The sequence below is a fragment of the Ruegeria lacuscaerulensis genome, assembly GCF_013034745.1.
In the GTDB taxonomy this organism is placed as follows: domain Bacteria; phylum Pseudomonadota; class Alphaproteobacteria; order Rhodobacterales; family Rhodobacteraceae; genus Ruegeria; species Ruegeria lacuscaerulensis_B.
Genome location: NZ_WQGP01000001.1, coordinates 648178 through 672269 on the forward strand (window position 1 = coordinate 648178; position 24092 = coordinate 672269).

Annotated in this window: 20 protein-coding genes and 1 tRNA gene; 15 read left to right on the forward strand and 6 right to left on the reverse strand. The window is 57.2% G+C overall.

What is annotated here, in order from left to right; all coding sequences use genetic code 11:
• Positions 1-11: 11 nt before the first annotated feature.
• A complete protein-coding gene (ssb, locus tag GOV79_RS03185) occupies positions 12-518 on the reverse strand; it encodes a single-stranded DNA-binding protein (protein WP_170788567.1) in 507 nt (168 codons plus the stop codon).
• Between the two features lie 206 nt (positions 519-724).
• Here ssb and GOV79_RS03190 point away from each other — a divergent pair, with 206 nt between their 5' ends.
• On the forward strand, positions 725-1303 hold the full coding sequence (locus GOV79_RS03190; RefSeq protein ID WP_170769537.1) for a lytic transglycosylase domain-containing protein: 579 nt from the start codon (positions 725-727) through the stop codon (positions 1301-1303).
• 56 nt (positions 1304-1359) lie between these two features.
• Here the strand turns inward: GOV79_RS03190 and GOV79_RS03195 are convergent, their stop codons facing one another.
• The 5 genes from GOV79_RS03195 to miaA all read right to left on the reverse strand — a co-directional run bounded on the left by GOV79_RS03195 (position 1360) and on the right by miaA (position 9075).
• Entirely contained in the window at positions 1360-3447 is a 2088-nt protein-coding gene (locus tag GOV79_RS03195) for a dipeptide ABC transporter ATP-binding protein (protein WP_170784581.1), read from the reverse strand.
• Between the two features lie 94 nt (positions 3448-3541).
• The gene (locus tag GOV79_RS03200; RefSeq protein ID WP_170788568.1) at positions 3542-5005 is read right to left on the reverse strand and encodes an ABC transporter permease; all 1464 of its coding nucleotides are present in this window, start codon (positions 5003-5005) and stop codon (positions 3542-3544) included.
• Between the two features lie 14 nt (positions 5006-5019).
• A complete protein-coding gene (locus GOV79_RS03205; RefSeq protein WP_170788569.1) occupies positions 5020-6066 on the reverse strand; it encodes an ABC transporter permease in 1047 nt (348 codons plus the stop codon).
• Between the two features lie 119 nt (positions 6067-6185).
• Complete coding sequence (locus GOV79_RS03210) at positions 6186-7856, reverse strand: ABC transporter substrate-binding protein (protein WP_170769541.1); 1671 nt, start codon at positions 7854-7856, stop codon at positions 6186-6188.
• Between the two features lie 325 nt (positions 7857-8181).
• The gene (gene miaA / locus GOV79_RS03215; RefSeq protein WP_170788570.1) at positions 8182-9075 is read right to left on the reverse strand and encodes a tRNA (adenosine(37)-N6)-dimethylallyltransferase MiaA; all 894 of its coding nucleotides are present in this window, start codon (positions 9073-9075) and stop codon (positions 8182-8184) included.
• A 95-nt stretch (positions 9076-9170) separates the two neighbouring features.
• On the opposite strand from miaA, the gene pyrH reads away from it, so the two are divergent.
• From pyrH to GOV79_RS03285, 14 genes are all read left to right on the forward strand, one after another.
• Positions 9171-9914, forward strand: a complete 744-nt coding sequence (gene pyrH, locus GOV79_RS03220) for a UMP kinase (protein ID WP_170769543.1) — start codon at positions 9171-9173, stop codon at positions 9912-9914.
• A 228-nt stretch (positions 9915-10142) separates the two neighbouring features.
• On the forward strand, positions 10143-11369 hold the full coding sequence (locus GOV79_RS03225) for an aminotransferase class V-fold PLP-dependent enzyme (RefSeq protein ID WP_170788571.1): 1227 nt from the start codon (positions 10143-10145) through the stop codon (positions 11367-11369).
• 48 nt (positions 11370-11417) lie between these two features.
• Complete coding sequence (locus tag GOV79_RS03230) at positions 11418-12839, forward strand: cryptochrome/photolyase family protein (RefSeq protein WP_170788572.1); 1422 nt, start codon at positions 11418-11420, stop codon at positions 12837-12839.
• A 69-nt stretch (positions 12840-12908) separates the two neighbouring features.
• The gene (locus tag GOV79_RS03235; RefSeq protein WP_170769546.1) at positions 12909-14117 is read left to right on the forward strand and encodes an SAM-dependent methyltransferase; all 1209 of its coding nucleotides are present in this window, start codon (positions 12909-12911) and stop codon (positions 14115-14117) included.
• A 16-nt stretch (positions 14118-14133) separates the two neighbouring features.
• Entirely contained in the window at positions 14134-14574 is a 441-nt protein-coding gene (locus tag GOV79_RS03240) for a TrgA family protein (RefSeq protein ID WP_170788573.1), read from the forward strand.
• Positions 14575-14601: 27 nt separating this feature from the next.
• Entirely contained in the window at positions 14602-15717 is a 1116-nt protein-coding gene (locus GOV79_RS03245) for an NUDIX domain-containing protein (RefSeq protein WP_170788574.1), read from the forward strand.
• A 69-nt stretch (positions 15718-15786) separates the two neighbouring features.
• Positions 15787-16821, forward strand: coding sequence for a cysteine synthase A (locus tag GOV79_RS03250; RefSeq protein ID WP_170788575.1), 1035 nt, complete (start codon positions 15787-15789; stop codon positions 16819-16821).
• Positions 16821-19238: a DUF3772 domain-containing protein gene (locus GOV79_RS03255; protein ID WP_170788576.1), complete on the forward strand. Its 2418-nt coding sequence runs from the start codon at positions 16821-16823 to the stop codon at positions 19236-19238. The genes GOV79_RS03250 and GOV79_RS03255 overlap by 1 nt, the downstream gene beginning before the upstream one ends.
• 89 nt (positions 19239-19327) lie before the next feature.
• Positions 19328-19417, forward strand: a tRNA-Ser gene (locus GOV79_RS03260).
• Between the two features lie 383 nt (positions 19418-19800).
• A complete protein-coding gene (locus GOV79_RS03265) occupies positions 19801-20760 on the forward strand; it encodes a glycosyltransferase family 2 protein (RefSeq protein ID WP_170788577.1) in 960 nt (319 codons plus the stop codon).
• Positions 20757-21143 (forward strand): GtrA family protein, encoded by a 387-nt coding sequence (locus GOV79_RS03270; protein ID WP_170769552.1) that lies wholly within the window; start codon positions 20757-20759, stop codon positions 21141-21143. Before GOV79_RS03265 ends, GOV79_RS03270 begins: the two co-directional genes overlap by 4 nt.
• 10 nt (positions 21144-21153) lie before the next feature.
• Complete coding sequence (locus GOV79_RS03275; RefSeq protein ID WP_170788578.1) at positions 21154-21900, forward strand: methyltransferase domain-containing protein; 747 nt, start codon at positions 21154-21156, stop codon at positions 21898-21900.
• Entirely contained in the window at positions 21900-23309 is a 1410-nt protein-coding gene (locus GOV79_RS03280; RefSeq protein WP_170788579.1) for a hypothetical protein, read from the forward strand. Before GOV79_RS03275 ends, GOV79_RS03280 begins: the two co-directional genes overlap by 1 nt.
• A 174-nt stretch (positions 23310-23483) precedes the next feature.
• Complete coding sequence (locus GOV79_RS03285; protein WP_170788580.1) at positions 23484-24092, forward strand: YrbL family protein; 609 nt, start codon at positions 23484-23486, stop codon at positions 24090-24092.

Genomic DNA, 24092 nt, shown 5'->3' on the forward strand with positions numbered 1-24092 from the left:
CTCCGTCTTGGTTAGAACGGAATCTCGTCGTCGTCGATTCCGCCGGATGCAGGGGCCGGAGAGCCGGACGGCTCGCCATAAGGATCCCCATAGCTGCCACCGGCCTGACCGCCATAGCCGCCACCAGATTGGCCGCCACCGTATCCACCACCGCCGCCACCTTCACCGCGCGCGTCCAGCATGGTCAGTTCACTGCGGTAAGGGCGCAGAACCACTTCGGTCGAATATCGATCCTGTCCGGACTGATCCTGCCATTTGCGGGTCTCAAGCTGGCCTTCGATGTAAACCTTGCTGCCTTTGCGCAGATACTGCTCGGCCACACGCACCAAGGGCTCCGAGAAGATGGCGACCGTATGCCATTGCGTTCGGTCCCGGCGTTCGCCGGTATTGCGGTCTTTCCATGTCTCAGACGTGGCGATGCGCAGGTTGCAAACCTTTCCACCATTCTGGAACGACCGAACCTCAGGGTCGGCACCGAGATTTCCGATCAGAATGACTTTGTTGACTGAACCCGCCATATATTCCCTCGTTCTTGTCTGACTGAGCAGTGCCCGAATCTGGCACCTGTTATTTCTGCGACCCTATACGGCCTGCGCTTTGGTTGAAACATGGTTGATGACGCGAAAATGAGCGCGCTAATTCTTTAGGCATGATTTACCAAGCTTTCATTCTTTGCTGAAATATCTATACTCGTTCAGGTTCGTAGAGATCGGGATCGGCATTTATGCGGTTGTTGTTAGCGAGTTTTTCGGTGCTATGCTGTGCACTGGTCTCAGCCCCGGCTGAGGCGGATACCTTGTCGACGAAAAGCCGCAAGGACATTTTCCTCAAGCAATCCAAGGTGTTGGATTCGCGCGCGGCCACACAATACCGCAATTCCGAGCGCTATAAGCCAAAGACGCCGAGGCGTCAGTTCAGCCAGCGTTATAATGGGAAATATAAAGGCCAGTATCTGACCATCGCGCGGCAAGCGGCGCGTAAGCATAACGTCCCCGAAGACTTGTTCTTGCGGTTGGTGCAGCAGGAAAGCGGCTGGAACCCCAATGCTGTCTCGCATAAGGGAGCACTAGGTTTGGCACAGCTTATGCCTGCGACAGCAAGAACGCTTGGCGTCAACCCGCTGGACCCACGGGAAAATCTGGAAGGTGGCGCGCGCTATCTGTCCGCTCAATACCGCAAGTTCAAATCCTGGCGTCTGGCGCTGGCGGCATATAATGCTGGTCCGGGCGCGGTGGAAAAACATGGTGGCGTTCCTCCGTATAAGGAAACGCAGAATTACGTCAGGGTGATCTGGGGCGGTTAAACTCCGCTTCCCGTCCCAATAGGTAAAAGGCCAACCCTGCGGCTGGCCTTTGTGTTTTATTCGGCTGCAATCTTGATGACCGGCTCCATACGTTCCAGGACATCCTCGGCCAAATGACATTTGACCTGATGTCCCTCGGCCAGAGTTTTCACCGGCGGAACGCGCTGTTCGCACAAGCCACCCGGCACCTCGGACTTCCAGCGGCACCGCGTCTGGAACGGACAGCCCGGAGGCGGGTTCATCGCAGAAGGAATATCGCCTTCTAGCACTATATGCTGTTTCTCGATTGACGTATCAGCGATGGGCACCGCGCTCAGCAACGCTTCGGTATAGGGATGATAAGGCGGGGCAAAGACCTGATCGGTGGTGCCCAACTCGACCACATGGCCCAGATACATGACCATCACCCGGTCGCTGAGATAGCGTACAATCGACAGGTCATGGCTGATGAACAACAGAGTCGTTTTGTGTTCACGCTGGATCTCCATCAACAAGTCCGTCACGGCCGCCTGCACGGACACATCCAGTGCCGAGACCGGCTCATCCGCCACCACGATCCGCGCGTCCCCGGCAAACGCACGGGCAATGCCCACACGCTGTTTCTGACCGCCAGACAGCTGGCGAGGCATCCGATCGGCAAAGGCGCGCGGCAGCTTCACCAGATCAAGCAGCTCCAGCATCCGCTTCTTCCGCTCGGCTTCCGAGTTGCCGACACCGAAAATCTCAAGCGCGCGGATGATCTGGCGGCCAACGGTCATCGACGGGTTCAACGTGTCAAACGGGTTCTGGAATACCATCTGAACTTCGCCCACCGTCTTGGCGTCCCGCTCTTCAATTGGCACGGCCTCGATGTTGCGATTGTCCAGAAGGATTTGCCCATCCGTCGCCGTTTCCAGCCCCATCAACACCTTGGCAAACGTAGACTTGCCACAGCCGGATTCGCCCACAATGGCCAATGTCTCGGATTCATGCGCCTCGAAGCTGAGCGTTTCGTTGGCCTTCACCACCTTAGTCTCGCCGCCGCCAAACAGCGCGTTCGCCGCGACCTCATAGTATTTCTTCAGATTGTCCATCTTCAGAACTGTGCGGCCAATCGCAGCCTTTTCCTTTTGTTCCCCAACGGTGATCGGTGCGTTCCAGTCAATCTCCTGGAATTTCAGACAGCGCGTATGGTGTCGGTCATTTCCGGGCACAGCCTGCATCAGGATATCCTGAGCATCACAACGCCCTTCTTCGAAATAGTCACAGCGCGGCCCAAAGTTACAGCCCGGCGGGCGCTCATGGGGCAGGGGGAAGTTCCCCGGAATGGCCACCAGCGGGCGCGTGTTCTTGTCGGCCCCAGGCAAAGGGATCGAGCGGAACAGCGCCTGTGTATAGGGGTGCTGCATCTCGTCAAACACATCCTTGATCGAGCCGCGCTCGACCGCCTCACCCGAATACATCACGCAAAGCCGGTCGCAGGTTTCCAACACCAGCCCCAGATTGTGCGAGATAAACAGCATCGAGGTGCCGTATTTCTTGCCCAAATCCTTGACCAGTTCAACCACAGCCGCTTCAACCGTCACGTCCAGCGCGGTCGTTGGCTCATCCAGAATCAAAAGCGCCGGTTTCGACATCAATGCCATGGCGATCACGATGCGCTGCTGTTGTCCGCCAGAGAGCTGATGCGGGAAAGAATTCAGCATTCGCTCGGGGTCGGGCAGGCGCACATCGGTGACAACCTCCAACGCGCGGGCATAAGCCTCTTCCGCGCCTACGCCTTCGTGGATCATCGGCACTTCCATCAACTGCTTACCGATCTTCATCGCTGGGTTCAGCGATGCCATCGGTTCCTGATAGATCATCGCGATCTCATTGCCGCGAATGTCGCGCAACTCCTCGGTGGTCATCTCACCCAGATCACGCCCTTTGAACTTGATCGAGCCGCCAACGATGCGCCCGTTCTTGCCCAAATCCTGCATGACACCCAATGCAACCGTGGACTTGCCACAGCCAGACTCACCAACCAGCCCCACAGCCTCACCAGGTTGCACGCTGACCGAGAAATCCATAACGGCGGGAATTTCCCTCAACCGGGTAAAAAACGAGATCGAAAGCTTGTCGATCTCAAGAATTGGCCCGTCATAATCCGCCAGTTTGTTCATCTTGTTACTCCTCGCGAGAGTCAGGGGGATCCCTTCATCTGGCTAAAAATATCCCGGGGGGTCCGGGGGGCTGGCCCCCCGGCCTCGATCACAATCAGTCCTTCAGACTTTCTTCGCGCAAACCGTCGGCCAGCAGGTTCAATCCCAGAACCAGTGACAAGAGAGCCAAAGCAGGCGGAAGAGCAGGGTGCAGATAGATCGACAGCAGCTTACGCCCCTCGTTAATCGTTGAACCCCAGTCCGGGCTTTCCGGTGGCAGACCCAATCCAAAGAAACCCAAGGTCCCCAACAGAATGGTCGTGTAGCCAATCCGCAAACAGAAATCGACGATCAGCGGACCACGCGCATTGGGCAGAATCTCCCATAGCATGATGTACCAGGGGCCTTCGCCTCGCGTTTGCGCCGCCGCCACATAGTCGCGGGTTTTGATATCCAGCGCCAGCCCGCGAACGATACGGAACACAGTCGGCGAGTTCACAAAGACCACCGAGACAAACACCACCAAAATACCGCCGGGGATGTCGAACAGGTCCAGATAGGTTGGCAGACCCCAGATGCTATAGCTGTCGGTGCTGACAATGTACCCACCAGTCGAGATCAGCGACAGATACAGCCACAACGCCACCCCAAGCACACCAATCAGCAGCGGCGTGCGGAAATTCGGGCGTGTGTAGTAACGAGAGTTCAACAATACGCCCAAAAAGATGATCGGAAAGACAAACAGGACAGCGGCCATATAGTTCGGCACCCCTGTCGCCACGATCTCGGGCGTGACCAGCAGATAGAACAACAGGATCACCGGGAAAGCCAGGATCAGGTTGGCCAGGAAGGACAGCAGTGTGTCCAAACGACCGCCATAGTACCCGGCAGGCAAGCCTAGCGTGATCCCGACCATGAAGGCGAACATCGTTGCCAGCGGGGCGATCTGCACCACGATCCAGGCCCCTTTGACCATGCGGCTGAACACGTCGCGGGCCAAGTTGTCTCCGCCCAGCAGATACCAGGCGTATTGACCCTCTTCCAAACTGGACAAAGGCGTTCCTGGTACTTTGTTCTTCATGCCCGAAATCTGGTCCAGCGGGTCATGGGTGACGATCAGATCCATCGCCCCAAAAATTCCGGTAAACACCCAGAACATCACAAGGCCGAACCCGATCATGCCGATGGGGCTGTCGAACAGCTTGCCATACAGACCCAGCTTGCGCTTGAACGCGATCGACATGGCGTAAAGCAGGATCAGCGACATCCAAACCGGCAGAAACTGCTGGGACATGGCGCCGATGATCCCGGCGTTTGTGCCCATCAGGATGCCAAGGACGATATAGGCAACCGCAAGGCCGACACTGGCCAGAAAACTGTATCGCATCGCGGCTTGGATCATATTTCGCAGCCCCGAACTGGACGTGAGCGTGCCGTCCGGGTTCACGGTCATCTGATCCTCGGGCAGGATGATGCTCGCCAGCATCCAGGCGACAACGGACAGCGCCATCAGTGCCAGCGCCAAGGCGATCAGCGGGTTGAGGAAGGCGATAGAGCCGGTCCAGGTAAGTGGTTCCATGATCTGACCCTCCCTTAAGAAATGCGAATACGCGGGTTGAGGTAGACATAGCCGATATCCGAGATCAGCTGCGTCACCAGCACCACAAAGACCGACACGACCGAAATCGCCAGCAAGAGCTGGATGTCGTTATTCCCCGCCGCCTGCACCAGCGCCCAACCAAAGCCCTTGTAGTTGAACAGGGTCTCGACGATCACCACACCATTCAGCAGCCATGGGAACTGCAACATGATGACGGTAAAGGGGGCGATCAGCGCATTGCGCAGCGCGTGTTTCATGACGATGTTCGAGAAGGACACGCCTTTCAGCCGTGCGGTACGGATATATTGTGCCGTCATTACCTCGGTCATCGAGGCGCGGGTCATCCGAGCGATATAACCCATCCCGTAAAGCGCAATCGTCAGCACGGGCAGGAAGAAATTCTCGAATGTCGGGTTCTCCATAGCCTGCGTGGCCGTGCCCTTGAACCACTTCAATCCGACGGCGGATGAAGTGAAAATTGCGATGAAGATCACGCCTGACACATATTCCGGTGTCGCTGTTGTGGTGATGGCAAAGGTGGACAGCGTGCGGTCGGTGGCCGAACCCTCTTTCATGCCCGCCAGAACGCCAAGGATCAGTGCCGAAGGGACCATCAGCAGCATCACCCAGAACATCAGCCGACCGGTTAGGGCGAGACGTGTGCCGACAACGGTTCCGACCTCTTCTTTGAAGACTGTGGAATAGCCCCAATACCCCTGCAAGATACCGCAGAAATTGGGGGATTCTTCGGCGGTTTTACCCGGAAGGATGCATCGGCCCTGAATGGTTCCGTCTTCGTTGGTATGCCGGTACGACGGCAGAACACCCAGCCATTCGCCATATTTTATGGGCGTTGACTGAAGATAGCCGCCTTTTTCCAGAAAACTCTCGACCTGTTCATCCGACATCCGAAAGTTGCCCTGCGTTTTGGCAAGCTTTTCGAGGTTCGGATACAGGTTGGTGAGGAAAAAGACCAGGAATGTCAGGCACAATGCTGTCAATAGCATGATCCCGACCCGCCTTAGAATGAATAGTCCCATGATAGCCCCTGTTGGTCGGCTGGCGCTGGTTTCAGGCCGTGCGCGTCGCTAGTATTTTTCGCCGGGTCAGCGCCGACGAAAAGGCCGCGCCCTTACGGCGCGGCCCTGTAGGTGTCGGCTTAAGAGACGATGCCGAACTTATACAGCTGCGGCAGGTCCGCGATGTGCTTTTCAACACCAACCATGTTGTCACGGTGGTGACGCATTGCTGTCCGCCAATAAGGCTGGATGGTCACACCCTCTTCGATCATGATCGTTTGCAGCTTGGCCATCACCTCGCGGCGCTTGTCCACATCGGCGATCGAGTTCGCTTCGGCCAGAAGCGCATCGAACTCGGCATTGGCAAAGCCGGACTCGTTCCACGCCACGCCTGACTTATACGCCAAGGCCAGAACCTGCGTGCCCAGCGGGCGGTGGTTCCAGTTGGTCGAGGAAAAGGCGTATTTCGTCCAGTCGTTCCAGAAGGTCGAGCCGGGCAAAACCGTGTGTTTGGCCTTGATGCCCGCGTCGTTCAACTGCGCAACCACAGCAGCGGTGGTATTGCGACGCCAGTCATCGTCGATCGACTGAACTTCGTGCTCGAAGTCTGCCATGCCCGCTTCTTCCATCAGGGCCTTGGCACCTGCCGGATCATAGGGAATACGGGTCACCGCCGAGTCATATTCGGGGTGCATCGGACCTACATGGCAGTTCTCGGCAGGGATGCCGTAGCCGGACATGCCAAGCTCGAGGCAGACATTGTTGTCCACGGCCATGGCCAGCGCCTGACGCACACGTTTGTCGCCATAGATCTTATTGCCATTGGCGTCTTCGGCCAACTGGTTCGGACGAATGACGATGGTAAAGCCCGAGGGGATTTCCGAACGGGTCAGGCCGATGCCGTCGAAGATGTCAACAAATTCGCCGACCGATTCCCAGTTCATGTCGATCTCTTCGGCCTCATAGGCGGCCAGGAAGGCTGCCGGGTCGGTGCCGTAGTCGATAAACTCGATCCGGTCGATATAGCCGCCTTTGCCGGCCTCATAGCCCCACCAGTCAAAGCCTTCGTTGCGCACGAGCACACCTTTGACGCCGACCTCGTGGCTTTCGGGGATCATAAAGCCGGTGCCGACAGGGTTGGCCAGCATGTTATTGGCATCAAAGCTACTGTGTACGATGGCGGCCGGATAGTCCGCCATGCCGGGAATGATGGTGATGTCGGGCGCGTTACACGTCAGTTTGACGGTATGGGAATCCACAACTGTAATTGCACCGTCCGCGGCCTTCTGCGTGGCTTCGTCAATCAGCGATGCCATGCGGGATGCCATCGAGTTGCCCTCTAGCCCCGCATCACACCAGCCGGTGATGTTGCGTGCCACGTCTTCGGCGGTGAAGTCGTCGCCATTGTTCCACTTGACGCCTTTGCGGACGTTCAGAGTGTATTCTGTCGCGTCGTCATTGGCCTCCCAGCTTTCCAGCAGCATGGGTTTGAACGAGCCGTCATTGTTGTATTCGACCAAATATTCCAGCCAGCCAGCGGTGTAAGTGGCGATTTGGGTCCAGTCATAGGTGCGCGGATCCTTCAGCGCGCGCACTTCCATCTGATAACGGATGGTGCCGCCACGCTGCGGTTCTTGCGCGGCTGCGGGTGAATTCAGTCCGATCATGCCATAAGCGGCGGGCACGGCAACGCCCAACGCGGTGGCGCGAGCCATGAACTCGCGCCGGCTGAGCTTGCCGTCACGATATTCCTGTGCGTGCATCTCCGCCGCCCAGTGCATCGGTGCTCCGGTCAAGGTTTGCTTTGTCATTTATGTCTCTCCCTGTGACATCAATTTTTGTGATTTGTGAGTGGAACCGCTCAACGCCGAAAGAAGCGTGCAGCGCGTCCGCGGGTATTCGTTGCTGTGATACTGAACATCCCCATGCCTTCATTCGGCACCAGAAATTCTGTTAGGTCAACGTTCGAAATCGTCATTCAGGAGACAAAAGCGACATTGTGGAGGGTCGCAGCCTGGAAATACGGGATCGTGTCCTGGCTCAAGATGCCTGGCGGGTTCCCATTAACACAAGGGATTCGGATCATCGATGGCGCGTAATTCTTGCCGTCTATCGCGGTGGCAAGTTGCGCTAGTATCACTTTGAGAAATCAACGTGAATCCAGTTTTTCATCCGTGCACGAAACCAGGTGCGTTGTCGTTTGGCGAACTGGCGGGTCGAGATCGTGGCGCGATCTCGGGCGGCATCCAGGGAAAGCTGGCCGACAAGATATGACATAAGCTCGGGGACACCGATGGCCTTGAAGGCGGGAAGAGAGGGGTCGTAGAGGGATCGCATCGCCTCGACTTCATTCAAAGCGCCTGTATCTAGCATCAGATCGAAACGGCGATTGATCCTATCCAGAAGCCATTGTTTGTCCACGTCAAATACGATCGGCACCGTGTCGTCCGGGCTCAGAATAGGCGGCGGAGTATCAGCTTGCCAGTCCCGCAGGCTGCGTCCGGTGGCGCGCTGCACTTCCCAAGCGCGCTGGACGCGGGCGCGGTTTTGCCGGTCCAACCGGGCCAGAGTTTCGGCATCCACACCCTTGCTCAGCGTTTGCAGGTCAAGCTGGTCGCCCTCGGCACGTATTTCTGGCGGAGTAGCGGGTATTTCAGCCATGCCCTCGGTCAAGGCCGAGAAATACAGCCCCGTGCCCCCAACAATAATCGGGCGTTGTGGGCCGGTCAGCAAGGGTGTGACCTCGCGCAGCCAATGGCCGGTCGAATAATCCTGATCATACGCGACATGACCATAGAGCAGATGCGGCGCGCGGGCCTCATCCTCAGTCGAGGGGCGGGCCGAGATCACCTGCCAGCAGTCATACACCTGACTGGCATCTGCATTGATGATGATGCCGCCAAATTCTTCGGCGATCCGAAGTGCAAGTTCGGATTTACCTGACGCTGTCGGCCCCGCAATCAGTACGGGTTTATCGTCTGGGATAGGGGGCAGGCGGTCCCAAACTGGCGATGTATCTGTTTTGGCCATCGGGGCTGCCTTGTTCCTCATGATCCGCATTGAACCTGTCGCGGTTTTGCTTCATTTTGCGCCGGAATTAAACCCGTGCCAGCCCGGAGCGCAACATGACCCTTTCCCCAGACATCGATACCCCGAAAACCAAATACAGTCGCGTGATGCTGAAGATCTCTGGCGAGGCGCTGATGGGCGACCAGGGGTTTGGCCTGCATCCGCCGACCGTCCAGCGTATCGCGCAAGAGGTCAAATCGGTGCATGATCTGGGTGTTGAGATCTGCATGGTGATCGGCGGCGGCAATATTTTCCGGGGCCTCAGCGGCTCGGCGCAGGGGATGGAGCGGACGACGGCGGACTATATGGGGATGCTGGCCACGGTGATGAACGCGCTGGGGATGCAATCCGCGTTGGAAGAGATCGGGGTGTTCACCCGTGTGATCTCAGCCATTCGCATGGACGAGGTGTGCGAGCCTTATATCCGTCGCCGTGCTGTACGGCACCTTGAGAAAAAGCGGGTCTGCATCTTTGCCGCCGGGACCGGGAACCCTTATTTCACCACCGACACTGCGGCTACTTTGCGAGCAAATGAAATGGCTTGCGAGGCGATCTTCATGGGGAAGAACGGCGTGGACGGTGTCTATGACAAAGACCCCAAAGAACATGCGGACGCGGTGCGCTACGACACAGTCACCTACGATGACGTGCTGGCAAAACGGTTGCGGGTCATGGACGCCTCGGCCATTGCGTTGGCGCGAGACAACAACCTGCCGCTCATCGTGTTTGGTCTGGACGAACCAGGCGGCTTCCGGGGAATCCTTGCCGGTGAAGGGACTTATACCAAGGTTCAGGGCTAAGCCTTCACCCATATGTGACAAAAGCCGGGCCATCGCGCCCGGCTTTTTTTGTTCGGGCGCTTGACGGGATTGGTCGGTCTGGGCAGTTTGGCCGCGTCCTTGCCTGTGCTGGGGCTGTCGTCGCGGCTGCGGCGGCTCGGCTGGAAGACCTGCCATGATGTCCGAAGAGGCCGGAATCATGCCCGGTCCCTTAAAAGATTGACCTGCATGATCAAGGAGTTCCGTGCCATGAGCACTTTGGATATAGACTTTGTCCGCGCGCAGTTTCCCGCCTTTTCCGAACCATCTCTGCAAGGCCAGGCCTTTTTCGAAAACGCCGGTGGGTCTTACACATGCAAGCCCGTGCTGGACCGGCTGTTTCGCTACTATACCGAACGCAAAGTACAACCCTATGCGCCCTATGAGGCCAGTCGTCTAGCGGGCGCCGAGATGGACGAGGCGCGTCGGCGCTTGGCGGCTATTCTGGGCGTCGACACCGATGAGTTAAGCTTTGGCCCTTCGACCACGCAGAACACTTATGTCATGGCGCAGGCATTTCGGCAGTGGATGCAGCCGGGTGAAGCGATCATCGTCACCAATCAGGACCATGAGGCCAATTCCGGCCCGTGGCGGCGCTTGGCCGAGGATGGGATTGAGGTCAGGGAGTGGCAAATCGACCCCGAGACCGGCTCGCTTGACCCGCAGGATCTGGCAAACCTGCTGGACGACAAGGTGCGTCTGGTCTGTTTCCCCCATTGCTCGAACGTAGTTGGTGAGATCAATCCGGTGGCCGAGATAACCGCTATTGCGCATGCAGCGGGTGCGTTTGTCTGTGTTGATGGGGTGTCCTACGCGCCGCACGGCCTTCCGAATGTGGATGAGCTGGGGGCGGATATCTATCTGTTTTCAGCCTATAAAACTTATGGTCCGCATCAAGGATGTATGGTGGTCCGGCGAAAATTGGGGCAGACGCTGCCCAACCAGGCGCATTTTTTCAACGGCGATGTGCTGTATAAGCGGTTCACGCCTGCCGGACCCGATCATGCGCAGATCGCGGCCAGTGCTGGCATGGCGGATTATATCGCCGCACTCAGCGTTCATCACGGTGGTCCCGACGGGTCCGACACTCAGCGTGGAGCGTTCGTGCATGATCTGATGCGTAAGCACGAGGTGTCATTGCTGCAGCCGTTGCTGGATGCGGTGTCAAACCGCAATGCTGTGCGCTTGATTGGCACCGCTGATGCAGAAAAGCGCGCACCCACGGTTGCTTTGGCGTTGAACCGAAATGCGGAAGAGGTGGCGGGTGAATTGGCCACACACGGGATTATGGCGGGTGGAGGCGATTTCTACGCCGGGCGTCCGTTGCAGGCGATGGGGGTCGATCCGGCGCAGGGCGTGTTGCGGGTCAGCTTTACGCACTACACATCGCAACAGGAAATTGATCAATTATTGAATGCACTTGACGCCGTTTTGTGATCCAGTTCCCGTCCACTCCCGTAAAATGGGAAAAACATCTGGGCGGTTATGGAACAGCAATCTGCGATCATCATGTGGTTCCGGCGGGACTTGCGCCTGTCAGATCACCCAGCGCTAAGCGCGGCCGCCGCCACCGGTCGGCCCGTCATCCCGCTGTTCATCTGCGATGATCTGACGGACAAGCTGGGTGCTGCGCCGAAATGGCGGCTGGGTCTGGGGATTGAGGCTTTTCAGAGCGCCCTCGGCAAGGCCGGAAGCCGTCTGATCCTGCGCAAGGGCATCGCGTTGCAAGTATTGCAAGACGTTGTCGCCGAAACTGGGGCTTCGGCCGTCTATTGGTCGCGCGCCTATGACCCGGATGCCATTTCGCGCGATACCCAGCTAAAATCTGCCCTTAAGGACCAAGGGGTTGAAGCCAAATCCTTCCCTGGCCCTTTGTTGTTCGAGCCTTGGAACGTGGCCACCAAAACGGGTCAGCCGTTTCGCGTGTTTACTCCAATGTGGCGGGCTGTTCAGGGTCGGGCGGTTCCACAACCGTTGGCCGCGCCGACTCGATTGACGCCTCCGGTGCACTGGCCCGCGTCCGAAGATTTGTCCTCATGGCGTTTGGGTGCTGCGATGAACCGGGGCGCGCAGGTCGTAAAACCCTTCGTACAGCCGGGCGAAACTGCGGCACTGGTCGTATTGCAAGGGTTCTTGAATCGTCTGCCTGACTATTCCCGAAACCGCGACCTGCTGGCGTCCGAGGGGACCTCAACCCTGTCCGAATACCTGTCGCTGGGAGAGATCAGCCCTCGGCGTATTTGGCACGCGGTACAGAATGCTGCCCTGAACGGGGTGTCGGGCTCGGATGCCTATCTGCGTCAGCTTGTCTGGCGCGAGTTCGCCTATCACCTGATGTTTCACTGGCCGCATATCACATATCAGAACTGGAAGCCCGAATGGGATCAGTTTCCATGGCAAACGCGCACTGACCAACCCGAGGTTCTGGCCTGGACGCGGGCCCGAACAGGTATACCAGTGGTGGATGCCGGTCTGCGTGAGATGTATGTGACGGGACGGATGCACAACCGCGCGCGTATGATCGTGGCAAGCTACCTGACCAAGCATCTGATGACACATTGGAAAATCGGGATGCGGTGGTTCGAGGATTGCCTGATTGACTGGGACATCGCCGCCAATGCGATGGGCTGGCAATGGGTGGCCGGATCGGGGCCGGATGCGTCTCCGTTCTTTAGAGTGTTCAACCCGGTCACGCAGCAAGAAAAGTTTGACCCAGACGGCGAATATGTCCGGCGGTGGATCGCTGAAGGACAAGCCAATCCGCCCGACACCGCGCTGGCCTATTTTGAGGCCATCCCGCGCGCTTGGGGGCTGGCCCCAGATGACGGCTACCCTCAACCCGTTGTCGAATTGGGCGACGGGCGCAGGCGCGCGCTGGCGGCCTATGAACGCTACAAGAACCAGTAAGGAACTGAAAACTTGCCAGAAACACAAACTCGGCCTAGCCTACGCCAACAACCGCATAGGGGAGAGCGGATGATCCTGACAACGACAGATGGGCAAGAAAACCTGCCACGATACTTCACGCAAGTGACGAAGATGTTGCGAAAGATGGAGTCCGGTCGCCTGGACATTGTGCTGCCTGATGGCCGCGTGTTTCGCACCGAAGGGGCCAAGCCCGGACCAATCGCGCAGGTAGATATCCATAACCCCGACGTTTTTGCCCGACTAGTGCGTGAAGGTGAGCTTGGGTTCTCGGACGCCTATCTGGAAGGTGACTGGAGCACGCCAGACCTGCGCTCGTTTATGGACCTGGTGCATCTGGGCACCGAAACGGTTTACGACGATTTCACCGGCAAGTTTCTGGTGCAGGCTTATGAGCGTTTGCGGTTCTGGCTAAACGGAAACAGCCGCAAGCAGGCCAAGAAGAACATCTCGTATCACTATGATTTGGGTAATGATTTTTACTCCGCATGGCTGGACGATACGATGACTTATTCCAGCGCATTGTTCGAAACCGGACAGGAAAGTCTGGAGAAGGCGCAGACGGCAAAATATGCCAGCCTTGTCGACGAGATGGGGGCAAAACCCGGCGATCATATCCTTGAAATCGGATGTGGCTGGGGTGGCTTCGCTGAATATGCCGCGAAAGAGCGTGGCTTGCGGGTCACAGGGCTGACCATCAGCCAAGAGCAGTTGAAGTTTGCGCAAGAACGTATTGAGAAAGCTGGTCTTTCTGATCTTGTAGAATTCAAATTGCAGGACTACCGGGACGAGCGTGGGCAGTATGATGGCATCGCCTCGATCGAGATGTTCGAAGCGGTGGGTGAGAAATACTGGCCGATTTATTTTGAAACCGTCCGCGAAAGGCTCAAACCAGGCGCGCAGGCCACGTTGCAGATCATCACTGTCGCCGACCATCGCTGGGACGTCTACCGCAATGGTGTTGATTTCATTCAAAAATATATCTTCCCGGGTGGGATGCTGCCCGCGCCGTCCGTGCTAAAGGATCAGGTGACTCAAGCGGGTTTGACCGTGGTCAAATCAAGGGAATTTGGCAAAAGTTACGATCTGACACTGCGACGTTGGTATGACACGTTCAACGATAAATGGGACGATATCGCTCAGATGGGTTTTGATGAGCGTTTTCGCCGCATGTGGAATTATTATTTGACCGCATGTGGCGCGGCCTTTGACACGGGTAATTGCGATGTGACACAGATCACAATAGCAAAACCGAGTTAAACAACGGACCCTTACAATGCCCACCGCGTCTCGTCTTGTCGCTGCAACCTGCTTATTGGTTGTGGCTTTTCTCGTCTCCAGCATGGTGATCGAGAACGGCGAAGAGGGGAAGGATTACGGCTGGTTCACCTATGTCAACATGTTGCTTGGGGTCATCTGTGGCTGGAAAGTCATGGGCAAACGTGCGGGCCGCGGGTGGACAGCCGGTGTGAACAACGGCCTGACCGGGATGGCGGCTCTGGTGTTCTGGGGCCTGTTTGTTCAGGGCTGCAATGAAATGATCCGGCTGGCCATGCGTCACCGCTATGATGGCCCGTTCGAGGCTTTGCTGGCCATTTTTCAGATCAGTGTCGAATTTGGGCAGCAGTTGCTGACCCCAGAAATACTGTGGACGTTGGCGATCGGTGCGTTGGTCGCGGGTCTTGCCACAGAAGAAGCCAGCCGTCGCTGGCGGTAATTCCCGACCGAATACGAGACTTGATCCGTGACTGACCTGTTTTTCTACGGCACGCTGCAACACCTGCTTTTGCTCGAGCTTGTGCTGGATCGCCCCGCATCTGAAATGAAACTGTCCGAGGCCAGACTGAGCGACCACGCGGTTTATGGGGTCAAAGATCAGGCGTTTCCGATGATCCTGTCAGAAAATGGCTCGTATGCGGAAGGATTGCTGGTTCAGAATCTGTCTCAGAACGACCTTGAGCGGCTCAATTTTTATGAGGGTGGATTTGACTGCGAACTGCGCCCACTTCGGGTTGAGACAGTGGAAGGTGCCAGCGTGCAGGCGGATGTGTACTTCCCCGATCCGGGTCTCTGGACCCCGACGAAGCTTTGGGAATTGCGAGATTGGGTTGATCGTTGGGGCGATATTTCCGTAACCGCCGCGCATGAGGTGATGGGCTATTTCGGCAAGATCGACGCGGCCACGCTGGCCAGAAGCTTTCCGGCACTTCGAACACGGGCATGGGCAAAAATCGCCGCGCGTCAGCGCGGGACAGGGGACCTGCGTGATGTTACCAAGGATGTGGTCTTGCATAACCACCGGTATGCTCATGTGAACTACTTCGGAATGGAAGAGGTCGCGTTGCAACACAGGCAACATGACGGCACGATGGGGCCGGTTCTACAACGTAGCAGCCTGATGCAAGGCAGCGCTGTTGTGGTTCTGCCCTATGACCCGGCGCGCGATGTGGTCTTGCTGGTTGAACAATTTCGCCCGCCGGTTTTCATTATCGACGATCCCGAGCCCTGGATGTGGGAACCCGTCGCAGGGATGATCGACCCGGGTGAAACGCCCGAACACGCCGCCCGCCGCGAAGCGCAAGAGGAAGCGGGCGTGGTCCTGCAGTCGCTGGAATATGCGGGCGGGGCCTATTCCTCGAGCGGGTCATCGACCGAATACATTCACCTTTACGTGGGTCTGGCGGATCTGGAACTGACAGTTCAAGGCGGTGGGCTGGCCTCGGAAGGAGAAGATATCCGAAGCCAAATCCTGCCATTTGTCGATTTCATGGATCGTGTCGATGCGCATGGGTTCAAAGATTTGCCTTTGCTGGCGCTGGCCCATTGGCTTGCGCGGCACCGAAACCGTTTGCGCGCCTGAGGATCGCCGCTTGTGGTTGGCGCGCGGCAACTGTAAATCTGCCTTGATCCGTAGTGAAATGAGGGCGCCATGCGCATTGCGAAAGACCTTGCCGACGCAGTCGGAAAAACACCACTTATCCGATTGAAGCGCATCAGCGAGGAAACCGGGTGCGAAATTCTGGGGAAGGCCGAGTTCATGAACCCCGGCCAGTCGGTCAAAGACCGCGCCGCGCTCTATATCATTCGGGACGCCATCGCGCGGGGTGAATTGAAACCTGGTGGCACGATCGTCGAAGGCACCGCCGGGAACACCGGGATCGGTCTGGCGCTGGTCGGGGCCTCGATGGGGTTCAAGACTGTAATCGTGATCCCGGAAACCCAGTCCGAAGAGAAAAAGGACATGCTGCGTCTGGCCGGTGCGCAACTGGTGCAGGTGCCTGCCGCGCCCTATCGCAACCCCAACAACTTCGTGCATTACTCGCGCCGTCTGGCCGAGGAACTGGCGCAGACCGAACCCAATGGCGCCATCTGGGCCAATCAGTTTGACAACGTGGCCAACCGTCAGGCGCATGTGGAAACCACCGGGCCTGAGATCTGGGAACAGACCGGCGGCAAAGTCGATGGCTTTGTCTGCGCCGTGGGTTCCGGCGGGACGCTGGCTGGCGTCGCTGATGCATTGCAGCCAAAGGGCGTTAAAATTGGCCTCGTCGATCCGATGGGTGCGGGGCTTTATTCCTACTACACCACCGGTGAGATCGCGATGGAGGGCAGCTCGATCGCCGAAGGCATCGGTCAGGTGCGCATCACCAAGAACCTCGAGGGGTTCAAGCCCGATTACGCCTATCAGATGACCGATAATGAGGCGCTGCCACTCATCTTCGATCTGCTGCGCGAAGAAGGACTGGTTATGGGCGGTTCGACCGCGATCAACATGGCAGGTGCAGTGCGTCTGGCCAAGGACCTTGGGCCGGGCCATACGATCGTGACGATCTTGTGCGACTACGGCACACGCTATCAGTCCAAACTGTTCAACCCGGAATTCCTGCGCGAAAAAGAACTGCCGGTACCCGATTGGATGACCGAAGCCCCACGCAGCATTCCCGGCGTGTTCGAGGACGTGTGATGTTGCGACAGGTCCGCCTGTTCCTGGCGCTTGTCTCGGTTTGTATAGCGGTTCTGTGTGGCCCAGCGGTCGCGCAGCTTTCGGACAGACAGAGCGAGTATTATCAGGGCTGGGTCAAAACAGCGGACCGAGCCGAGACCGTGATCGAAGCGGATCGCGCCTCGAACGCAGCGCTCGAGAATCTGCGTGCGGAAATTCATACGTACCGCGATGACTTCAACCGAGCACGCGGCGCGAATACCGAGCGTATCCAGACGCTTGATGCGCAAATCAAGGCGCTGGGTCCCAAACCCGAAGGTGACGCGACCGAGCCCGATGACATTGCCGCTCTGCGGGCCCATTTGGAAGAACAGCTGAATACGCTTCGGGTCCCGCAGATCATTTCGGAAGAGGCGTTCAGCCGCGCCAATGGCCTGATCACCGAAATCGACCAGCTCTTGCGGACCCGGCAGACCAAAGAGCTGTTGGAGCGGGGACCGTCGCCGGTCAATCCCGTGTATTGGGGGCCGGCATGGACCGATCTTCGCGAAGCAGGTCAAAGCCTCTTTAACGAGGCGCGTCGAAACTTTGGCACGGATGCCGTGCATGAAAATCTGCGCGATCAGGGGCTGGGTATCGCCCTTCTGGTGACAGTTGCCGGGGTTTTGCTGTTCTTCGGCAAGCACTGGTCCGAGGTGGCCGGAAACTACATGCGGCAGTTCGGCGGGCAGGGCAGTGGGGTGTGGACCTTTCTGACATCGCTGCTGCGCATTCTTTTACCCTGGCTGGGGGTCTGGCTGGTCGTCAAGGCCATTGTCATGTCCGGACTTCCCGGCTTTCGCGGCACATTGCTGCTGCAAAACGTGCCATATTGGGCTGCGATCATTTTCTATTTCGACTGGATCGGGCGGCAAGTCTATGTGCTGCAAGAAGCACAGGGGTTTAAACGTCTGACCGCCAAGCGCGTGGCTGAGTTGCGGGTCTATTTGGACGTTCTGGCCGTGCTTTTGATCCTGCATGAGCTGGTAGACCTATTCGAGCAGATCGAGAATATCTCGGATGCGACGCGCGCTGTTGTCGGGTTCCCCGTCACCATTGTGACCGCACTGGTCCTGTTACGCGTGCGACAGATCCGAAGCACCGAAGCCCCGCTGGATGCTGATGATGGGTCGCTGGCTCGGGGTACGGGTTTGACCCAGTTGATCGAGTTTCTCCGCCGGGCATTGTTCCTGTTGGGTATAGCCAGCCCAATTCTGGCTGTCATCGGCTATACGAATGCCGCCGAAGCGATTGTCTATCCTGCGGTTAAATCACTGGTCCTGATTGGGGCACTGGTCATCTTCCAACGTTTCCTGACGGCCGTTTATGGCTGGATTTCGGGGCAGGGCGAGGCGGCGAAAGATTCGCTTTTTGCGGTCTTGATCGGGTTCGCGATGGCGATCTTTGCGTTGCCAGTTCTGGCGATCTACTGGGGCGCTCGCGAAACCGACTTACTCGAGGTCTGGTCCCGCATCCTGCTGGGTTTTGACATCGGTGGCGTGACGATTTCACCGAAGAATTTCTTTACCTTCCTGATCGTCTTCCTGATGGGCTTTGGCCTGACCCGAATGCTGCAAGGGGGGCTACGCAGTTCCCTGCTGCCCAAGACCAAGATTGACCCCGGTGGCCAGAACGCGATCGTCGCCGGGACAGGCTATGTCGGAATTTTCCTGGCGGCGCTCTGCGCCATTATGGTGGCTGGGTTCGACTTGTCCTCGCTGGCGATTGTTGCTGGTGCGCTGTCGGTCGGTATCGGCTTTGGCTTGCAGACCATCGTGTCTAACTTTGTCTCGGGTATCATCCTGCTTGTCGAGCGTCCGATCTCGAAAGGCGACTGGATCGATGTTAACGGGATGATGGGCTATGTGCGCGATATCTCGGTCCGTTCGACACGGATCGAGACGTTCGACCGATCCGATGTGATTGTGCCGAACTCGGACCTGATCAGCGGTGTGGTGACGAACTATACGCGCGGCAACACGGTCGGGCGAGTGATCGTGCCGGTCGGGGTCGCTTATGGCACCGATACCCGCCGGGTCGAGGCGATCCTGGGCGAGATTGCCAATGCGCATCCCATGGTTTTGGCTAATCCGGCCCCCAATGTGGTGTTTCAGGGGTTTGGCGCAGACTCGCTGGATTTTGAAATCCGGGCTATCCTTCGAGACGTCAACTGGATGCTGTCCGTGAAGTCGGACATGAACCACGAAATCAACCGCCGGTTTGTCGAAGAAGGTATCGAAATCCCGTTTGCCCAACGCGACGTCTGGCTGCGCAATCCCGAAACCTTGCGTGTGGCGGATCCCGCCCAGGACAGCGCGGCACAGGCGTCTGCGCCCGCATCCACGCCGATCGAGATGACCGAGGTTGACCTGCCAGGCGGGGACGGGGACGAGCCTTGACGGGTTTCGCGACCCTTTCCGCAAAGCGAAAAAAACGCTCTAATCGGGCCTTGCAAATCCCCAAGCGATAGTCCAAATATCGCCCGCACGGAGAGGTGGCCGAGTGGTCGAAGGCGCACGCCTGGAAAGTGTGTAGGCGGGAAACCGTCTCCAGGGTTCGAATCCCTGTCTCTCCGCCACAATCCCTCAATTCTCGAACCTCAGATATACCCCCAGACTGTCTTAGCCCGAGGCGAATTTCTCCTTGGACCTTTGGTCGCGTGCTTGCTGGTTTGTTGTCTGAACGTCGCATAGTTTGACCGCTTCAGATAAATAACCGCTTTTGTCGCAAGTTGGGCGCAATGCTGCCATATCAGTCGGGCATCGGGACATCGTTGTGTAGTCCGAAACGGCAATGTGACAGATCGGTAACTACAGGCTGAAATCTGGCGTGTTTGGATTAGCGGTCGTTTCGGCTTGAGATATCAAGGGTAAGGATCCGAAAACTAGGAGTTGACCGGCCTCGCATGGCGGGGTTGGGATGTGCATAAAACGAGTAGGGCAATTTGCCTGCGGAGGTTAGATGTTATTGTCTGTTGTCGTCCCTTGCATGAACGAAGAGGACTCTCTTCCCATGTTGGTGGACCGTCTGATCGCTGCGACCAGGGCCTGGGCCTCGGAGGTTGAGATCGTGCTGGTTGATGACGGCTCAACGGACAAGACCTGGGACGGCATTTGCGCACAGGCGGATCGACATTCATGTGTGCGCGGCTTGAAGTTGTCGACCAATCGCGGACATCAGGTAGCACTGACCGCAGGTCTGATGGCAGCCAAAGGCGAGCGGATTTTCATGCTGGACGCGGACTTGCAGGATCCGCCGGAATTGCTGTCGGATATGATGGCGATGATGGATCGTGGGTATGATGTGGTCTATGGTCGGCGTAGTGAGCGCAAGGGCGAAAGCTGGTTCAAGAAGATGACCGCGCACGGGTTTTACCGCTTACTGAATCGCCTGTCCGATGTTCCGATCCCGAATGATACGGGCGATTTCCGGCTGGTCAGTCGCCGCGCGCTGGATGCGGTTTTGAGCATGCCCGAGCGATCTCGGTTCATTCGCGGCATGTTTGCCTGGGTCGGGTTTCGCCAGATTGGCATTGAATACATCCGCGACCCCCGCGTGGCCGGTGAGACTAAATATCCGATGTCCAAAATGATTAGGCTGGCCTTTGACGCTCTGTCCAGCTTTTCGATTAAGCCCCTGCAAATCGCCACGCGCCTTGCCTTTCTGACCCTGATCATTGCGGCCTTGATGGCCGTTTATGTGTTCTGGTCCCTAATCCTTTATAACACTGTGGCTGGTTGGGCCTCGACCGTTCTGGTGATCAGCTTCTTCTCGGGCATTCAACTGCTGACGCTCGGCATCATCGGCGAGTATCTTGGTCGCCTTTATGTCGAGGCCAAGGGCCGCCCGTTGTATTTTGTCGATGAACATGTCGGGCAATCCACGGATGTCTCGGTTAGGGACGTATCAAAGCAGGCATGACCGATACACGTCGCATATTCCGCTTTGCGGTCGTTGGTACAGGCGTGGCTGTCTACTATTTCCTGACCTATCTGGGGCTGTTGCGGCTTGTCGGCTCACCTTGGATTGCCAATGCGCTGGCTTTTGGAACCGCGATCTTGATCCAGTATATAGGTCAGTCTGTCTGGACCTTCGGCAAGCCCGTCATGGCGCCGGCTCAGTTTGGTCGGTTCTTGTGCATGATCGGCATCGGACTTGTCGTTTCATCAACCATTACAGGTGTTTTGGGGCCTCGGTTTGGACTGTCTCAACCGGTCACCGCCGGACTAGTAGTCATCGTCCTGCCTGTCATAAATTTTGTGATCCTGCGGCTTTGGGTCTACCGCGAAGAAAAGTCACTTTGAAAGAGCAGCTATGTCTCACATCTATTCAAACGAGTTCTTTGATTATATCGACCGCGGAGCCCGCGAATCCGCTGTCCGGCTGATCCGTTGTCTTCAGACATGGGTCAAGCCAGACAGTGTTGTCGATTTCGGCTGTGGCCGAGGTGTCTGGCTGTCGGAATGGTCCGCGGCGGGATGCCCGGATATCGCCGGTGTAGACGGAGACTATGTTGATCGTGAGCGTCTGGCCATTTCACCGGATGCTTTTTTTGGAAAGGACCTAACTCAGCCCGTCGATCTTGGGCGGCGTTTTGGTCTGGCCCAATCTTTAGAAGTCGGTGAGCATCTGCCGCATGAGGCCTCGTCCAGTCTTGTGCAAAGCCTGACAGCCCATAGCGACCTTGTGTTGTTCTCGGCGGCGGTCCCGGGGCAGGGCGGAGAGTTCCATATCAACGAGCAACCTTTATCGTTCTGGCAAGGGCTGTTCGAAACGCAGGGGTACACGGCCTACGATTGCCTGCGCCCAAAACTGTTTTCCGACGGGGCAATCGAGCCCTGGTACCGCTACAACAGTGTGCTTTACGCCAATGCGGCTGCAGCAGCGTCCTTACCGCCAGAGGTTTTGGCAACAAAGGTTGCACCCGGAGCGCTGCGTGAGGTTGGAACCATCGGTTGGAACTTGCGAAAGATGATTGTCCGGCGACTGCCATTGCGTACGGTCACCGCAATCGCGCAAGCCCGCGCTTCAATTGTCGCACGGTCTCATCGGAGCAACTGATGACCGCGCGTTCGGATATAACGCTGGTTTTCTGGCTGACGCTGCTTTGCCTCGGAACTCTGATGGCGACCTATGGGCCATTTCTGAGCGATCCATTTGTCCGTCATGACGACTTTCCCGCCTTGCTGGGCCATTTCGACATGGCTTATAGCAAAGCGCTGGATGAGGGGCGCTGGCTAAATTTCTGGTGGCAGTTTCGACCGTTCCTCTGGCCTGCACCGGTCAATTTTGCATTGTACCTTCTGGGTTGGTCGATCTTTTCTGCATGCACCGCGATCATAGTCCTGGGGCGCTCCATGCCTGCGTGGTTCCTGTGCGTCATGGCATTGTTCGTCGCGTTGTCGCGGCCGGCTTTTCTGATATCGTTCTGGTTCAACACTTTGCTACCCGGTATCTGGGTACTAGCGCTGTTTTCACTGGCCGTAGTTTTTCTGTCCCATCGGGCGTCAGTTCTGTTGCTGATCGTGGCGGTGCCATTGTCGTTTATGGCCTACACCACGTACCCGTTCATGATGTTGAGCCTTGTTTTGCTGTCCCGAAAGGCGCCGCAAACCTATGTCAGTGCGGGCGTAACACTGGTGGTTTTTTTTGCGAGCCTCGCATTGGCCTTCGGTGTGGTCTACTCGTTGAACTTCCTGCATCACGGAGTGTTCGACATTCCGGTGGCCGAATGGCGCGACCCGACCGAGGTCAAGTCGATAAGCGATCTGGCATTGAACTATCAAAAGCTTAAACTGCACCTGTACGAAAACTTGCATCGCGTCGGCAGCGGGTCTTTGTCCAACGGGGTGTTTTTGGTATCGCTCTTCGCGGTCTCGTGGCTTTACCTGTTTCGGCGTCAGCGTTATGTGGCAACGATTGTACTGGTCGCGGTTCTCGCCGGTTGTGGCCCTTTGTTCGCCAAAACGCTGACATCAGGTCTTAAGGTTCCGTTTCGGGCACTTGGTTGGAACTGGATTTTGTTCGGTTACACCCTGACAATGTCGGTGTTTATTCTTACGAACACATCCACCCGGTTGGCCAGCGTCGCGCGCATTGTGATCATGTGTGTTCTGTTGATCGCAACAATCCAATTCGGACGCATCACCTACGGCACCTTTCCTCTTTGGCAAAAAACAACGCGGACTTTGGCGGATGAGATCCCAGACGGGATGAACCGTGTGCAGCTTTATGGTAGCTACTACGGATTGGAAGGCGCGCGCGAGGCGTTCATTCAGTTTGATCGCGGATTGCGTCTGCGGTTGGAATATCTGACTGGGGCAGAGGTTGTATCGTGCGACACGACACCAGACGAGTGTACGGATGCCACCCCGCCATTTGATCCGCTGGGCTGGACGCATACATCTTTAGTCGAAACGGATGGCACCGTGGCATTTGTCCTGCTGCCGAGTCCGCCAGTCGGGCCATAGTCTGACGGCGGTTATGGCAGGTTCGAGATTGCGTTGCGCTGAATCTCCGTCTCTGTCCGGTCGACGGTAAAAACACATTTGTAACCGCAGGGCGAAGGATTTATGACCCTGACGCAAGGTGCCAGTTTATGCGGCCGTCGGCCATGGCGCGCCCCCTTTAGGTATCGGATCCAAATGATTGACCTGACTGACCACACCCCATTGCGCAAAAGCCGGAATTACCTGATCTTTCAGCACCCCGATCGGCAGGATGCCTTGTTAAAAGTCCGCGCGGATGTTCCTGTACGTGATCATTGGATTCCGCGCTATGCGGAATGGCGCTATGGCAACCTGCGCCAATGGAACCGCGAAGCCAACGAATATTTGGCCGCGCTGCATCGCGGTTGCCCCGAGATTGAACGTCTGGCACATTTCATGGGCTATGCACCGACCTCATTGGGGCCAGCGCTTGTTGTCGAGAAAATGACGGGACCAGATGGAGATCTGGCGCCGACAGTCTACAAGGAATGGATGTCGCTCAAAGAGGATCCCGCTGGACGCAAACGCCTTGGGGAAGAGTTCATGGAGTTGCTAGACGACCTGGAACGGGGGCGGATCATCGTCGGCGACATGAGCCACGAAAACATAGTGCGGGCCGAAGAACGCGGCGGCAAATTGGTGGTGATTGATGGTTTGGGCGAACGTGTCTTGTTTCCGCTGGCCTTGTTCAGCGACTGGGCATTTCGCAAGTCCATGCAGCGTCGTCGGGAACGGATGGGCAGCATGTTTGGAATTCGCTCTTAG

Coding starts and splice junctions, on each gene's coding strand:
- ssb (WP_170788567.1), bottom strand. CDS start 518: ATGGCGGGTTCAGTCAACAAAGTCATTCTGATCGGAAATCTCGGTGCC.
- GOV79_RS03190 (WP_170769537.1), top strand. CDS start 725: ATGCGGTTGTTGTTAGCGAGTTTTTCGGTGCTATGCTGTGCACTGGTC.
- GOV79_RS03195 (WP_170784581.1), bottom strand. CDS start 3,447: ATGAACAAACTGGCGGATTATGACGGGCCAATTCTTGAGATCGACAAG.
- GOV79_RS03200 (WP_170788568.1), bottom strand. CDS start 5,005: ATGGAACCACTTACCTGGACCGGCTCTATCGCCTTCCTCAACCCGCTG.
- GOV79_RS03205 (WP_170788569.1), bottom strand. CDS start 6,066: ATGGGACTATTCATTCTAAGGCGGGTCGGGATCATGCTATTGACAGCA.
- GOV79_RS03210 (WP_170769541.1), bottom strand. CDS start 7,856: ATGACAAAGCAAACCTTGACCGGAGCACCGATGCACTGGGCGGCGGAG.
- miaA (WP_170788570.1), bottom strand. CDS start 9,075: ATGGCCAAAACAGATACATCGCCAGTTTGGGACCGCCTGCCCCCTATC.
- pyrH (WP_170769543.1), top strand. CDS start 9,171: ATGACCCTTTCCCCAGACATCGATACCCCGAAAACCAAATACAGTCGC.
- GOV79_RS03225 (WP_170788571.1), top strand. CDS start 10,143: ATGAGCACTTTGGATATAGACTTTGTCCGCGCGCAGTTTCCCGCCTTT.
- GOV79_RS03230 (WP_170788572.1), top strand. CDS start 11,418: ATGGAACAGCAATCTGCGATCATCATGTGGTTCCGGCGGGACTTGCGC.
- GOV79_RS03235 (WP_170769546.1), top strand. CDS start 12,909: ATGATCCTGACAACGACAGATGGGCAAGAAAACCTGCCACGATACTTC.
- GOV79_RS03240 (WP_170788573.1), top strand. CDS start 14,134: ATGCCCACCGCGTCTCGTCTTGTCGCTGCAACCTGCTTATTGGTTGTG.
- GOV79_RS03250 (WP_170788575.1), top strand. CDS start 15,787: ATGCGCATTGCGAAAGACCTTGCCGACGCAGTCGGAAAAACACCACTT.
- GOV79_RS03255 (WP_170788576.1), top strand. CDS start 16,821: ATGTTGCGACAGGTCCGCCTGTTCCTGGCGCTTGTCTCGGTTTGTATA.
- GOV79_RS03265 (WP_170788577.1), top strand. CDS start 19,801: ATGTTATTGTCTGTTGTCGTCCCTTGCATGAACGAAGAGGACTCTCTT.
- GOV79_RS03270 (WP_170769552.1), top strand. CDS start 20,757: ATGACCGATACACGTCGCATATTCCGCTTTGCGGTCGTTGGTACAGGC.
- GOV79_RS03275 (WP_170788578.1), top strand. CDS start 21,154: ATGTCTCACATCTATTCAAACGAGTTCTTTGATTATATCGACCGCGGA.
- GOV79_RS03280 (WP_170788579.1), top strand. CDS start 21,900: ATGACCGCGCGTTCGGATATAACGCTGGTTTTCTGGCTGACGCTGCTT.
- GOV79_RS03285 (WP_170788580.1), top strand. CDS start 23,484: ATGATTGACCTGACTGACCACACCCCATTGCGCAAAAGCCGGAATTAC.